Annotated in this window: 18 protein-coding genes; 4 read left to right on the top strand and 14 right to left on the bottom strand. The window is 34.3% G+C overall.

From position 1 onward, the window contains the following. Window positions 1-20: 20 nt before the first annotated feature. The 3 genes from AC4CVH_RS02785 (at window position 21) to AC4CVH_RS02775 (ending at window position 2,194) form a co-directional block, all read left to right on the top strand. Window positions 21-1,535, top strand: a complete 1,515-nt coding sequence (locus tag AC4CVH_RS02785) for a YifB family Mg chelatase-like AAA ATPase (RefSeq protein WP_490786191.1) — start codon at window positions 21-23, stop codon at window positions 1,533-1,535. Between the two features lie 105 nt (window positions 1,536-1,640). Next, complete coding sequence (locus tag AC4CVH_RS02780) at window positions 1,641-1,799, top strand: hypothetical protein (protein WP_490786190.1); 159 nt, start codon at window positions 1,641-1,643, stop codon at window positions 1,797-1,799. A 23-nt stretch (window positions 1,800-1,822) separates the two neighbouring features. Continuing rightward, the gene (locus AC4CVH_RS02775; RefSeq protein WP_490786189.1) at window positions 1,823-2,194 is read left to right on the top strand and encodes a YraN family protein; all 372 of its coding nucleotides are present in this window, start codon (window positions 1,823-1,825) and stop codon (window positions 2,192-2,194) included. A 3-nt stretch (window positions 2,195-2,197) separates the two neighbouring features. Here the strand turns inward: AC4CVH_RS02775 and rnhB are convergent, their stop codons facing one another. The 10 genes from rnhB to AC4CVH_RS02725 form a co-directional block, all read right to left on the bottom strand. After that, on the bottom strand, window positions 2,198-2,986 hold the full coding sequence (rnhB, locus tag AC4CVH_RS02770; protein WP_490786309.1) for a ribonuclease HII: 789 nt from the start codon (window positions 2,984-2,986) through the stop codon (window positions 2,198-2,200). A 63-nt stretch (window positions 2,987-3,049) separates the two neighbouring features. Continuing rightward, on the bottom strand, window positions 3,050-3,895 hold the full coding sequence (gene ylqF, locus AC4CVH_RS02765; RefSeq protein ID WP_490786188.1) for a ribosome biogenesis GTPase YlqF: 846 nt from the start codon (window positions 3,893-3,895) through the stop codon (window positions 3,050-3,052). Between the two features lie 34 nt (window positions 3,896-3,929). After that, window positions 3,930-4,451, bottom strand: coding sequence for a signal peptidase I (lepB, locus tag AC4CVH_RS02760; RefSeq protein WP_490786187.1), 522 nt, complete (start codon window positions 4,449-4,451; stop codon window positions 3,930-3,932). A gap of 53 nt (window positions 4,452-4,504) precedes the next feature. Beyond that, on the bottom strand, window positions 4,505-4,852 hold the full coding sequence (gene rplS, locus AC4CVH_RS02755) for a 50S ribosomal protein L19 (protein WP_490786186.1): 348 nt from the start codon (window positions 4,850-4,852) through the stop codon (window positions 4,505-4,507). A gap of 172 nt (window positions 4,853-5,024) precedes the next feature. Continuing rightward, window positions 5,025-6,167, bottom strand: coding sequence for a glycerate kinase (locus AC4CVH_RS02750; RefSeq protein ID WP_490786185.1), 1,143 nt, complete (start codon window positions 6,165-6,167; stop codon window positions 5,025-5,027). A 32-nt stretch (window positions 6,168-6,199) separates the two neighbouring features. Then, a complete protein-coding gene (locus tag AC4CVH_RS02745; RefSeq protein WP_490786184.1) occupies window positions 6,200-7,171 on the bottom strand; it encodes a D-2-hydroxyacid dehydrogenase in 972 nt (323 codons plus the stop codon). A 71-nt stretch (window positions 7,172-7,242) separates the two neighbouring features. After that, window positions 7,243-8,538: an MFS transporter gene (locus AC4CVH_RS02740; protein WP_490786183.1), complete on the bottom strand. Its 1,296-nt coding sequence runs from the start codon at window positions 8,536-8,538 to the stop codon at window positions 7,243-7,245. A gap of 189 nt (window positions 8,539-8,727) precedes the next feature. After that, window positions 8,728-9,585 (bottom strand): phosphogluconate dehydrogenase C-terminal domain-containing protein, encoded by an 858-nt coding sequence (locus tag AC4CVH_RS02735; protein WP_490786182.1) that lies wholly within the window; start codon window positions 9,583-9,585, stop codon window positions 8,728-8,730. A 19-nt stretch (window positions 9,586-9,604) separates the two neighbouring features. Continuing rightward, window positions 9,605-10,540, bottom strand: coding sequence for a transketolase family protein (locus AC4CVH_RS02730; RefSeq protein WP_490786181.1), 936 nt, complete (start codon window positions 10,538-10,540; stop codon window positions 9,605-9,607). Then, window positions 10,540-11,370, bottom strand: a complete 831-nt coding sequence (locus AC4CVH_RS02725) for a transketolase (RefSeq protein WP_490786180.1) — start codon at window positions 11,368-11,370, stop codon at window positions 10,540-10,542. Before AC4CVH_RS02725 ends, AC4CVH_RS02730 begins: the two co-directional genes overlap by 1 nt. A gap of 223 nt (window positions 11,371-11,593) precedes the next feature. Here AC4CVH_RS02725 and AC4CVH_RS02720 point away from each other — a divergent pair, with 223 nt between their 5' ends. Beyond that, the gene (locus tag AC4CVH_RS02720; RefSeq protein WP_490786179.1) at window positions 11,594-12,292 is read left to right on the top strand and encodes a FadR/GntR family transcriptional regulator; all 699 of its coding nucleotides are present in this window, start codon (window positions 11,594-11,596) and stop codon (window positions 12,290-12,292) included. A 62-nt stretch (window positions 12,293-12,354) separates the two neighbouring features. Here AC4CVH_RS02720 and trmD read toward each other — a convergent pair whose 3' ends face one another. Genes trmD through rpsP form a run of 4 tightly spaced genes read right to left on the bottom strand, consistent with a single transcriptional unit; the run spans window position 12,355 to window position 14,129 of the window. Continuing rightward, window positions 12,355-13,083: a tRNA (guanosine(37)-N1)-methyltransferase TrmD gene (trmD, locus tag AC4CVH_RS02715; protein ID WP_490786178.1), complete on the bottom strand. Its 729-nt coding sequence runs from the start codon at window positions 13,081-13,083 to the stop codon at window positions 12,355-12,357. Then, complete coding sequence (gene rimM, locus AC4CVH_RS02710) at window positions 13,068-13,562, bottom strand: ribosome maturation factor RimM (protein WP_490786177.1); 495 nt, start codon at window positions 13,560-13,562, stop codon at window positions 13,068-13,070. Before rimM ends, trmD begins: the two co-directional genes overlap by 16 nt. A gap of 60 nt (window positions 13,563-13,622) precedes the next feature. Continuing rightward, window positions 13,623-13,850 (bottom strand): KH domain-containing protein, encoded by a 228-nt coding sequence (locus tag AC4CVH_RS02705; RefSeq protein ID WP_490786176.1) that lies wholly within the window; start codon window positions 13,848-13,850, stop codon window positions 13,623-13,625. A 21-nt stretch (window positions 13,851-13,871) separates the two neighbouring features. Further along, a complete protein-coding gene (rpsP, locus tag AC4CVH_RS02700; RefSeq protein ID WP_490786175.1) occupies window positions 13,872-14,129 on the bottom strand; it encodes a 30S ribosomal protein S16 in 258 nt (85 codons plus the stop codon). Window positions 14,130-14,140: the final 11 nt, after the last annotated feature.

The following is a 14,140-nucleotide window of genomic DNA, read 5'->3' as shown; positions in this document are numbered from 1 at the left end:
AATTAAACAGAGGTGATTTTATGGCAGTAAAGATAAACAGTGCTTTTTTAGTTGGAATAGAAGCAAAAATAATAACCGTAGAAGTCAACATAGAAAATGGACTTCCTTATTTCAATATAGTAGGCCTGGCAGACACTTCTGTGAGAGAATCAAGAGACAGGGTAAGAGCGTCAATAACAAATTCAGGTTTCAATTTTCCAATTAAAAAAATAACAGTAAACTTAGCTCCTGCAGATATAAAAAAATTTGGTTCATTGTTTGATCTTCCAATCGCTGTCGGAATACTCTATGCTACAGGCCAGCTACATTTTCCAGATTCAGATGATTTTATAATTGTAGGCGAACTTTCACTGTTTGGAAACCTAAACAAAATAAATGGTGTTCTTTCAATAATTGTAGATGGACTTAAAAACGGAATAAAAAAGTTTATATTTCCTTCCAGTAATTCAGAAGAATGTCAAGTAGTAAAAAACGCTTCCTGTTATTCCTTTCAAAACTTAAATGAGGTTGTAACCTTTATTGAGAACAGATCATCGAAAAGCAAATCTCCTTTCAAACACAGGACACAAACAAGATGCTTCCTTGACTTTTCAGATATACGCGGACAGGAAAGTTGTAAACGTGCTGCAGAGGTTGCTGCAGCCGGCAGACACAATTTTCTTATGATAGGTCCTCCTGGATGCGGTAAAACAATGATAGCAAAGAGAATACCTTCAATACTTCCAAAACTCAATTACAAAGAATCTCTTGAAGTAACAAGAATATACAGTGCTGCAGGTCTTCTCGAAAAAAATCAGTCATTCATAGGTGATCCACCCTTTAGAAATCCACATCACACAACTACAGCAACTGCACTTGTTGGCGGAGCAAATCTAATGCCGGGTGAAATATCACTTGCCCACAACGGCGTCTTATTTTTAGATGAAATTCTGGAATTCAAAAGAGATGCCCTCGAATCATTGAGACAGCCACTGGAAGAACATTTTATAACTATAAATAGAGCAAGGGGCAAGGTAAAATATCCTTGTAATTTTATGACTGTAATGGCTGCAAACCCGTGCAGATGTGGAAATTTTGCTTCGGGAAGACATTGTACCTGCAGTGAATACGACCGCAGAAGATATATATCAAAACTTTCAAATGCGATTATAGACAGGTTAGACATGTTTGTGTTCGTGAATACTCCATCCTTCAGCGAATTAAATAATGCTCGCAAAAATGAATCTTCAAAAGACATGAAAAAGAGAGTTGAACATGCAAGGAAATTGCAGTCCCTCCGATTCAAGGATGAAAAAATCAGTTTCAACTCTCAGATGGATAACCGACTTATAAAAAAAGTTTGTATTCTCGACAGAAATACAAACAAGTTCCTTGAAAATATTTTTTCCAGATATAAGATAAGCATACGTGCCTATAATAAAATATTGAAACTTTCAAGAACCATAGCTGATCTTGACTCTAAAGAATTCATAGGCAGAGAACATGTAATTGAAGCACTTAATTACAGAAAATTTATAAATAACAAAATCATATAATTTATACATAATATTCCATTTATACAAATAATGTATTATAATATAATACAGAAAAGTCTTTATAAAACCAATGATAAAATTTTAGAGAGACAGGAGATTTTTAAAATGAATTTTTTTATAATAGTGATATTTTTTATGATATCCGGCATATTGACATTTTTGCTTGGTCTAAAAACAAAAAATCAACATATGATAACCTCTGGAGGAGTAATAGTTCTCTTTTTGCTATTGATATGTATAAATATATATCTTCCAGAAATATAATATTTATAAGAAGGACACTGGAAATGAAAAATCAAAACAAAGAAACGGGAAATACTGGTGAATCCATTGCAGAATTATATCTTTCATCCGCAGGTTATAAAATACTTGAAAGAAATTTCAGGTGCAGGACAGGCGAAATTGATATAATAGGAAAAGACGGTAAATTTATTTGTTTCATAGAAGTTAAAACAAGAAAATCAACTAAATATGGACTCCCCTGCGAATCTGTAAACTATAAAAAGCAATCAAAAATTTACAAAACCGCAAATGTATACGCATTAAAAAACAAACTCCATAATATAAACTTTAGATTTGATGTTGTTGAAATCCTGTTAAACACATATAAAAATACCCATAGGATAAAATTAATCAAAAATGCTTTTCAACTTTTATAAAAATTATATTATATTTTTCAAAAAACTCCTTCTATGCAATCTACATGTTCCATATTTCCGTATGGCTTCTATATGTTCCTTAGTTCCATAACCTGAGTTTCTGGAAAAATTGTACATAGGGAACTCAAGACTATACTCATCCATAAGATTATCCCTGTACACCTTTGCTATAATTGATGCCGCCGCTATACTTGCACTTTTACAGTCACCCTTTATTATAAATTCATTGTCAATACCAAGATTGTTTACAGCATAGCCATCGGATAAAACCATGTTTACAGGTACGTTAATACCTTCTACAGATCTTCTCAGAACTTCATTGTTGCACCAAGATATTCCTCTTTGATCTATTTTGTCATTATTTACAACCGCAATACTGTAACTAACTGCCCTTTTCTTTATTATTTCGGCAATTTCTTCTCTTTTTTTTCGTGCCAGCTTCTTTGAATCTTTTATACCAAGTATAAGTTCACTGTCTTTTAGATGTCTTATATCAAGCACAACTGCAGCCGCAGCTATAGGCCCTGCAAGTGGTCCTCTTCCTACCTCATCAGTACCTGCAGTATATATACAATTTCCAAATTTCGCATCAAATTCATACATACTTCTTACTCTTAAAATTTCTTTTCGAGTTTTTTCAATAAATTTAGACAAATTTTCTGAAAGACTTTTTACATTTTTTCTGCTGTCAAGACTCAATTCATGTATCACTTTTTGGTAAATTGAAGCCTCCACATCAAAATATGCCGATTTAAGCTTCTTTACATTATTATTTATCTCATGAAAAGTCATGCTTTTTCTGTGACTTGAAACAAGTTCTTCAATATATTCAAACATTTCAACTGTGCCTTTCTTTTACACGGGCCTTTCAAGCGAAATCTGCCCTATTTTTCCCGATCTAAATTCTTCAAGAATTATATTTGAAACTCTATTGTAGTCTATTTCTCCACCCTTACTTAAAGTTCCCCTTTTTTTTGCTATTTTATCTATAGTCTCAGCTGCATTTTCATCCAACAGATCCACTTTGTATCTCTCTACAAGTTTTTTAGGATAATCTTTCAAAATCACTTTTACAAGGTTTAATGCAAGCTCCTCGTTATCTACGATCTCATCTTTTATTGCCCCTGTAAAAGCCAAATTAAGCTGAGTTTCACTGCTTTCAAGCTTTGGCCAGAGTATTCCCGGCGTATCCATAAGTTCAATTCCAAACTTGGTCTTAATCCACTGCTTTGATTTAGTAACACCAGGTTTGTTTCCTGTTTTTGCCGCCTTGTTTTTTGCTATTTTATTTATAAAAGTTGACTTTCCAACATTAGGTATCCCAACCACCATGACTCTGTCAACCATTTTGTTTATTCCCTTTGAAATCATTCTGTCATGTTTCCCTTTAAGTACACGATTCAATGCGGGTCTTATCGAGCTTAAGCCTGCTCCTGTATTTGAATTCACTGCAAGCACCCCTGTGTTTTCAGATGAAAGATAGTTAACCCATTCTCTCGTAATTCTATCTTCCGCCAAATCACATTTATTTAAAAGTATTATTCGTGGTTTACCTTTGCACAAATTATCAATTTCCGGATTTTTGCTGGAAACAACTATCCTTGCATCTCTTATTTCTATTACAGCATCAACCATTTTTAAATTCTGTCTTATTTCTTTTTTAGTTTTTACCATATGGCCTGGAAACCAATTTATGTTCATTTGTCAAGCCTCCCATTCAATTCCAGCAAAGTTGTCATCTATATGATTTTAGAGCTCCAATATCACTAAACGGATATAACCTAAACACAGCTCTTCCAACTACCATTTTGTAACTTACAAAACCTACATCCGAAAATCTACTGTCACGGCTGTTGTTTCTATTGTCACCCATTACAAAGATGGTATTCTGAGGTACTGTAACTTCATTAAAATCATCAATCATCGGTTCTAGTATGTACGGCTCATTCTTTGGTTTATCATTTATATACAGTTTTCCGCCCTGGATTTTTACCCTGTCTCCACCTACTGCAACAACTCTCTTTATATATTTTTCCTTCGGATTTGCAGGATATTTTATTACAACTATATCCCCGGGCTCGGGAGATCTAAAATAATAGCTGACTTTTTCAACTATAAGTCTATCCCCGTCATTTAATGTAGGATTCATAGAATGTCCATCCACACTTACCGTTTCAAATACAAAAGTTATAATCAAAAAAGCTGCAACTATAGCAATTAATATTGATTTCCCAATGTCAAGTAATTCTTTCAACAAATTTTACACCACCTTAATAACGTATAAAAAAAGGGACTATACAAGCCCCATTTTTATTTTAATGCTTCTTTTACTTTTGCTGCCTTACCGACTCTGTCTCTTAAATAGTTAAGCTTAGCTCTTCTTATCTTACCTCTTCTTGTAACCTCTATCTTATCTATTATAGGGGCATTGAGCGGGAAAGTTCTTTCAACTCCGACGCCATAAGCAACTCTTCTTACTGTGAAAGTCTCTCTCAAGCCACCATTTTGTCTCTTTAAAACAACACCTTCAAATACCTGTATTCTTTCTCTGTTTCCTTCGCTTATTCTTACATGAACTTTTACTGTATCTCCCACGTTGAACTTTGGGATATCCTTTTTTATCTGTTCTTCTTCTATAGCTTTTATTACATCTAACATTGTGCATTACCTCCTCATAGTTACTAAACGTTCGTATCCAGTACATTATATAATATGTACAGACAGAGGACCGTTCGTGCAGCACAAAGTACATTTTATCATATTTAAATTTATTTTTCAACATATTTAAAAATATTAAATGTTGAAATCCAGCAATCCTTCAAGCTTTTCATTATTCCAAACTCATTTTTAACTTTAATATTCTCATAACACGTTCAGAAGATTTCTCCAAAAGCATCTTGGCATTTTTCATCGATTCTTGAAGGGACATAGGTTTGTCAACTATTGAAACTATGGCATCGAAGCCCTTTTCGTAAAGGATGTCACTTTTCTTTCCTATACCCCCTGCTATAGCTATAACTGGTATATGATTTTCTTTGGCTGCTGAAGCCACTCCAAAAGCTGTTTTTCCAAATGCCGTCTGAAAATCTATATTTCCCTCACCTGTTACAACGATATCTGCGCCATGTATTTTTTGTTTCAACTCGGTAACATCCATTACAATATTGATACCTTTTTTCAAAGTTGTGTGCAGAAAAGCCACTATTCCTCCTCCAAGTCCGCCTGCAGCACCTGAGCCTGGAATATTCATTATGTCTGTTCCAAATTCCTTTTTTATAACTGCAGCATAGTTTTCCAAATTTTCGTCCAAAAGTTTGACCATATTTGAGTCTGCACCTTTTTGCGGTCCGAACACATAGGATGCTCCATTAATCCCACATAAAGTATTATCTACATCACAGGCAGCAATTATACTACATTCATTTAGTCTCACGTCGATATCTGAAACATCTATACTGTATAACCTATCAAGACTGCCACCACCCTGCCCTATATCTTCTCCAAATTTATCCATAAACTTAACTCCCAAAGCTTTTAAAAGTCCCATTCCTCCATCATTGGTCGCACTTCCTCCAAGTCCAATGATTATATTTCTGCATCCCATGTCAAGGGCATGTTCTATAAGCTGTCCCGTACCATACGTAGTTGTAACAAGTGGATTTTTTTCATTTTCAGACACTAAAGGGAGTCCTGATGCTGCAGCCATTTCTATCACTGCAGTCTTTCCATCGCCAAGTATTCCATAAAATGAATCTATTGTCTTCATGAGAGGGTCCTTTACACTAACTTTTACTATTTTTCCGCAGGTTCCATCAACCAATGCACTTACAGTACCCTCACCGCCATCAGACATGGGAACTTTTATAATTTCAATATTATCAATCACATTTTTTATACCCTTTTCTATACTGTCAGCTACTTCTCCAGCTGTTAAGCTGCCTTTAAAAGAATCAGGTGCAATTACAATTTTCATATAATCCTTCTCCTTTCACAATCACTGAATTTTTAACTTACAACATTTACAGGCGATCCATCAATAAACTTTTCAAGATTATATATTGCAATGTCCATCAAACGTTTTCTCGATTCAACCGGTGCCCATGATATATGAGGTGTAATAATACAATTTTTAGCCGTCAATAAAGGATTGTCTTTCTTTATTGGTTCTGTAGATACAACATCAACTGCCGCACCAGCCACTTTACCTGAATTTAATGCCTCAGCCAAATCCTTTTCAACAATCAAACCACCTCTTGAATTGTTGATTATCATAACCCCTCTTTTCATTTTGTCTATATTTTTCTTGCTTATAATATCTTTCGTATCTTTAAAAAGAGGACAATGAAGGACTATACCATCGGATCTGGCTATCAGATCATCTATTTCAGTATATTTCATCATACTATTTTCAAGCTTCTCGTCTTTATACACATCGTAAGCTAATACATTCATATTCATTGCCTGGGCAATTTTACCAGTTGATTGTCCTATTCTTCCATAACCTATAATCCCCATAGTCTTTCCTGAAAGTTCTACAAGTGGATGTTTCCAATAGCACCAATCCTGATTGTTGCTCCATTCACCATTTTTTACGGATTTATCATGATCACCCACATGTTCACACAACTCAAGCATCAGTGCTATTGCCATTTGAGCTACTGAATCCGTTCCATAAGTCGGTATGTTGGTTACAACTACCTTTCTTTCCCTGGCTGCTTCAACATCAACTACATTGTAACCGGTTGCAAGAACTCCTATAAATTTCAGATTAACTGCTTTATTTATAACATTTTTAGATAGCGGTGTCTTATTTGTAAATACTACATCCGCATCTTGAATTCTATCTATTATAATCTTATCGTCATCTTTGTCATATGTTGTTCTATCATACACAACAAGATCTCCAATTTGTTTTAATCCATCCCATGTCAAATCTCCTGGATTTAAAGTATATCCATCTAAAACTACTATCTTCATATAATGTTCCTCCTAATAATTTTTGAATTTTATATAATCTAAATTCTACATCCGGCGTAAAAACAAGTATTCTAAACGCGCTTAACCTCTTCTACATCCTTCGGTATTATAAGTATTAATATAGATGCTAAAAGAGCAAATCCTGCAAGGACATACATGCCTGCATTTGTAGATCCTGTAATGCCTTTAAGCCATCCTATAAGATAAGGTCCACTGAAACCTCCCAAATTTGCAAAAGCATTGATTGCAGCTATTCCAACGGCGGCTGAAGCTTCACCTAAAAATGCAGTAGGAATTGTCCAAAATGTACCTATAAATGCATATAAACCCGATATGCTTAAGCAGATACATGCCATTGAAAGCCATACATTTGACATTTTTGTCAAAAGCACCAATCCTATAAATGCAGCTAAAATCGGTATTCCAGTGTGCTTTCTTCTCTCCATAACTTTATCAGAATGCTTTCCATTTGCATACATCGCAATTGCTCCACATATATAAGGCAGCATTGATACCAATCCAACTTCTGTATCACTCAAAATTCCAGATAAATTTTTGATGATCTGTGGAAGCCATAAACTAATTCCATAATTTGCACTTACATAGCAGAAAAAAGCAATTGCAAGATGCCACACTCTAGGTTGTTTTAGTACTTTCCATTTTGATTCTTTTACTCCATCTTCCTTTGACTCCAGTTCAGCTTTTAATTCGCCTGTAACCCAATCTTTCTCTTCCTGTGTAAGAAACTTAGCTTGCTCCGGCCTATCAATCAGTACAAACATTGTTATTATTCCAAATATAATAGCAGGTATTCCCTCAAATATAAACAGCCAACGCCATCCTTCCATTCCCATGAAATTAACATTATCCAGTATCCATGCCGAAATAGGTCCAACTACAATATTAGCAACTGCCTGCGCAGCCATGAACGTAGCAACAGCTTTTGCCATAAAACGCGATGGAAACCAGTATGTCATATACAGTATCATTGCAGGATAAAATCCAGCTTCCGCCGCTCCAAGTAAAAATCTCAGAACTCCAAGTTGAGTAGAATTTCTGGCAAACCCTATAATTACAGTTATTATGCCCCAGCTTATAAGTATTCGTGCTATCCAGCGTTTAGCTCCAACTTTATACATTATAACATTACTTGGAACTTCACAAATAAAATAAGAAATAAAAAATATACCTGAAATAAATCCATACATACCTGCGCTAATATTTAATGACTTATTCATTTCAAGTGCAGCAAAGCCCACATTTACACGGTCAACAATTGCAGTTGCAAACAACAGCATAAGAAAAGGTACTATTTTTATCATTAACTTTCTTATTACCTTTTCGCTATCAACGGATACACTCTTCATATATCTTTCATCTCCCACTTATAATTATTTATGACATATACAATCGTTTTCAATATTATCTTAAAAATAGAAGATAAGATTATATCTCTTTGGTAGCTATCATTGATTTCCAATCTTATCTTCTAGTATTAACTAAATCAAAAACATATTATTATGCATAAGTTTTATTAATTTAATTTTTAATCTTATTTATATTTGAGGTTTTTCTGGATGAAGCATTGTTTCAATAACTTTATCGAGCACAGTGTCATCCCAAATTTTCTTCCATTCATCTCTAAGTACAAGTTTGTTTCCTAAATTTATGGCAACTTTACATGCATCTGACACAGGAGTATTTCCTAAAAAGCCAAGAAAATTTGCTGATAAATTGTAAATATGTCCAGAAAGGAACGAGACTGCCGCTTCCTTTGGTATTCCTCTTTTTTCAGCCTCATTAACAGTTTCAGCCATAGCATACAGACAAGTAGCTCCAAGAAGTTCTACCAACGTAGGCTCTAAAAATGCTATATCCCTTATTCCCATTACATAACTCTTTACAACAGGGGAATACATCGTTTCACTAACTTTTCTGCACATATCAAATTTTGCATCTTCTCCCTGAATTTTAGCCATGACTATGCCCTGCTTTCCATCAATGCCTCCAAAATAATCATGTCTTGCCTCATAAGTATCTTGATCTATAAAATATGAAGGATGGCATGGATGAGCTACTGCAAATGTACAATCATCTCTAAGTGAAAGCTCCTTTGCTACAGCTGCAGCAGGATCCAAAATAATAAGTGCACTCCCTGGCTTCATTGCTTTAACAACATCTTTGCTGACAACTTTAATCAAAGTATCTGGAACTGCAAGTACTACAACTTCAGACTTCGGAACAGCATCTTCCATTTTTGTAACTTCAAAACCTCTTTCTTTGATACTCGCAATCCCTTTATCTGAACTCTCTACAAACAGAGTTTCAAATTCTTCAGATTTGGCAAGATTATTACTAGTTCTTGTCCCCATTTTTCCACCGGCTCCTATTACACTTACAACAGTCTTACTCATAATTAACCCCTCCAATTTTTTATTTTAAATTTTTTTTAACTGTCTCAGCTATCTTTTCTGGACTAAATCCATAATGCTCCAAAAGTTCATCTGCAGATCCTGATTCACCAAATGTAGTAAGTCCTATTCTTTTTACAGACGTAGGTTCGTTCTCACAAGCAAGTCTTGATATGAAGCTTCCAAGTCCTCCATTTACATTATGGTCTTCCACTGTCACAATCTTGTCTGCATTTTCCATAATTGATATTAATTTATCGTTGTTTGACCCATATAAAATATTTACATCCGCCACTGCGACTTTTATTCCCTTTTGAAGCAGTATTTCCGAAGCCTTTATAACATTGCTAAGCACAAAACCACTTGCCAAAATCAACGTATCATTTCCATATTCCCTGAGGACTGTAACTCCATCCATATTAAACGGCATGTCCTTTCCATATACATCTTTTTCTCTGCCGCTCCCTGCTCTTATATACACAGGTCCATCAATCTTGGCTGCTTCCTTTACTGCCATATATGTTTGATTTGCATCTGCTGGTGTAAATATCTTAATGTTTGGTATGCTGGATAAAATTCCAATATCTTCATAAAATTGATGTGTAACACCTTCTCTTTCTCCTCCGCACAATCCAGCATTTATACCTACTAGTTTTACATTTAAATTCGGATATGCAACAAATGTTCTTATTTGTTCGCATGCACGCATGGTCATGAAACCTGCATAAGTTCCTACAAAAGGTATCTTTCCACAGCTTGCCAATCCTGATGCCACTGCCACTGCATTTTGCTCTGCAATACCCACTTCTACATAAGAATCTGGAAAACTTTCTGCAAACTTCGTAGCTCTCATGGCTTTTAATGAATCAGAGGATACGAACATAATTCTTTTATCATCTTTTCTTAAATCGGATATAGAAGCTGCAAAAGCTTCTCTAGTTCCACTGTAATTTGACATTACTTAACACCTCCTGACAATTCTTTTAAAGCTATTTCATACTGCTCCTTTGTTGGAACACGTTTATGCCAAGAATTATCGTTTTCCATAAATGATACTCCCTTTCCCTTTATACACGAACATATTATGGCACTTGGCTTGCCTTTATTTGACTTTGCAACCTGTATTGACTTCTTTATTTGATCTATATCATGTCCATCAATTTCCTGAACATCCCAGTTAAATGCCTGAAACTTTTCTTTTAAATTATTACTTCCAATTATATTTTCTACAGAATCACCACTTTGCCATCCATTCTTATCTACAAATACAATTAAGTTGTCAAGCTTGTTTGAAGCTGCCGTGTTGATTCCTTCCCATACTATTCCTTCTTCAAGTTCACCATCACCTGTAATTACAAAAACATTGTAGTCTTTATTCATATTTTTTCCTGCTATAGCCATACCGCATCCAATAGGAATACCATTTCCAAGAGATCCACTAGTCATATCTACACCTAAGGTCTTGTTCATAACCGGATGTCCTTGAAATATACTTCCAAGCTGCCTAAGTTTAAAATCTCTGACTTTTTCTCCAAAATATCCTTTTTCAGACAATGCCGCATAATATATTGGACATGAATGCCCTTTTGAAAGAATAAATCTATCTCTATCATCCCACTTAGGATCATCAGGTCTAATATTCATTTCATCAAAATACAAAGTAGTAACAATATCTGCAATAGATAATGCTGGACCCGGATGTCCATCTTTTGCTTCATAAACCATTCTAACTGCATCTAATCGTAATTTATCGGCCATTTTTTTCAATTCTTCCGAATTCATCAACATCACTCCCTTGAAATAGTAAACATCAAACATCAAACGTTTGATGTTTATGTGTATATAGTATCACATCAATTTCATCCTGTCAATAACGTTTACATAAATATTTCATTGGGAATTTATTACAAAATATTACAGTAAGTATATCTTTATAAATTGAATTTTCCATTTTTCTATAGTATGCTATAATAAGAATTAAATTTGTCAGATTTTAATGGAGGATTTACATATGAATCAATTTATTCCACAAAAAAAAAGTTCCGCCGTTGACGTAGTAATTGAAAATATTAAAAGATTGATTCTCACAAAGCAATTATTGCCTGGAGATCGCCTTCCAAATGAGATGGAACTTGCAAAGAATCTTGGAGTAAGCCGTGGATCAGTAAGAGAAGCCATGAATAAATTTTCTGCCTTTGGAATCATTAATGTCAAACAGGGTGATGGAACTTATATTGCTACTTCCATGGGGGACTCCCTGTTTGATCCTCTCTTGTTCAGCTTTATTCTTGCTAGACCTGATTTAGAAGAGCTTGCAGAATTTCGTCAAATAATGGAAATTGAAGTGGTAAAATTAATAATTAAAAATGCAGATGAAACTGATATACAAAAAATTAAAAATGCTCATCTTGAAATGAGTAAAATGATCGATGACTCTGAATTCAATCCCATTGCTTTATCAAAAATTGATTTAAAGTTTCATGCTGCACTCGGAAGTGCCACAAAAAATAAGCTAGTTGAAAAGACCTACGAATTCATTGTTAAATTTTTTGAACCATCTATAGAAAAAACACATCAAAAACAAAAATATGGCATAAATGCTTTTAATATTCATACTCAAATATTGGAAGCTTTAAGTGAAAAAAATATAGATAAAGCAACAAAAGCCATAAAAAAGTCAATTAACATATGGAAAGAATTATCTCTATAGTAATTGCTTGATTTTTATATATTTTACAAAAGAGCACTTCAAACTCACAGTGCTCTTTTCATTTAACGTTTTTTATGATATTTTTCAAGTAATTCCATGTCTTCTTTTGAAAGTTTAAGTTTTTCAAAAAGATCAGGCCTCTTTTCACTGGTTGTCACAAGTGACTCAATTCTTCTCCATTTTCGTATATTCTCATGATGTCCAGACACAAGAACTTCTGGAACCATATCTCCTTCAAAACACTCGGGTCTTGTATATTGAGGATATTCAAGGACTCCATTGTAAAAGGATTCCTGCGTATAGCTTTCGCTGCTCTTGAGTACTCCAGGTATCATTCTGCAAATAGCATCTACTACGGGTATACATGCAGATTCTCCTCCTGTAAGTACAAAATCTCCAATGGACAATTCCATGTCTATGTATTTATATGCTCTCTCATCTATGCCCTCGTAATGTCCACACAAAAATATAAGCTCTTTTTCCTTAGATAACTCTTTTGCCATTTTCTGATTAAAAGTTCTGCCTTTTGGTCCTAGGAATATTACTTTTCCACTGTTTACCTTTTTTATTTGCTTTATTGAATCCACTATTGGCTGAGCAGCCATTATCATACCGGACCCTCCTCCATATGGATAATCATCAACCTTTCTATGTTTGTCTTTAGTGTAATTTCTTATGTCGACAGCATTTATACTTAAAATACCTTTTTTTCTTGCTCTGCCTATTATACTATAATCAAACACATCAAACATTTCTGGGAAAAGCGTTAATATGTCTATTCTGACATCCATATTTTCACCGGCCTTATAATTATTTCTGATTTTTCTATATCTATATTTAGAACTATTTCATCAAGAGCCGGTACCAAAAGTTCTTTACCTTCCTTTATCCAATAAACATCATTATTGGGAGTATGTATTACCTCGGATACCTTTCCATAATTTTTTCCGCAATCATCTATAATACTGCATCCAATTATATCAGATACAAAGTAACTGCCATCATCAAGTTTGATTGCATCTTCCCTCCTGACTTCAATGTACTTGTTTCTAAAACGATTTGCATCTTCTATTGAATCTACTCCGTCTATTTTAAATATGACACGTTTCGACTGGAGTTTGCATCCAAGTATATTTCTCTGTTGACCTTCAATATAAACACTTTGGAGTTTTTTAAAACGGCTCATGTCCTCAGTAAGCGGGTAAATCTTAACTTCTCCCTTTACTCCATGTGTATTTACTATCTTCCCTATAGTAATAAATTCTTCCATGAAATTCTACTCTCCTTTCTCAGAATCATATAATAATATAAGAGTTAGGCAACCTAACTCTTATATTATTTCTACAACTACTCTTTTATTCTCTTTTATAGCTGCCGCTTTTACTACAGTTCGTATAGCCTTTGCTATCCTTCCCTGTTTTCCTATTACTTTTCCCATATCTTCCTGAGCAACTTTAAGTTCAAGTATTATAGACTGTTCGCCTGCAACTTCATTTACTTGAACCATATCTGGGTTATCTACCAATGATTTAGCTATAATTTCAACTAATTCTTTCATTTAATTACCCCCCAGTAACTACTACTTGCCAGCTTTTTCATCTAATCCTGATTTTGCAAAAATCTTCTTTACAATTTCAGTTGGCTGAGCACCATTCTTTATCCACTGTACAGCTTTTTCTTCATCAAATTTTATAGTAGTTGGATCTGTTGTAGGATTGTAATATCCTAATTCCTCTATAAATCTTCCATCTCTTGGAGATCTTGAATCTGCAACAACAATTCTATAAAATGGAGCTTTTTTTGCGCCCATTCTTCTTAATCTTATCTTTACTGACATATATATCACCT

Source organism: Clostridium pabulibutyricum (assembly GCF_058242705.1).
The sequence above is the reverse complement of the archived record's forward strand: the minus strand, read 5'-3'. Positions and strand labels throughout refer to the sequence as shown.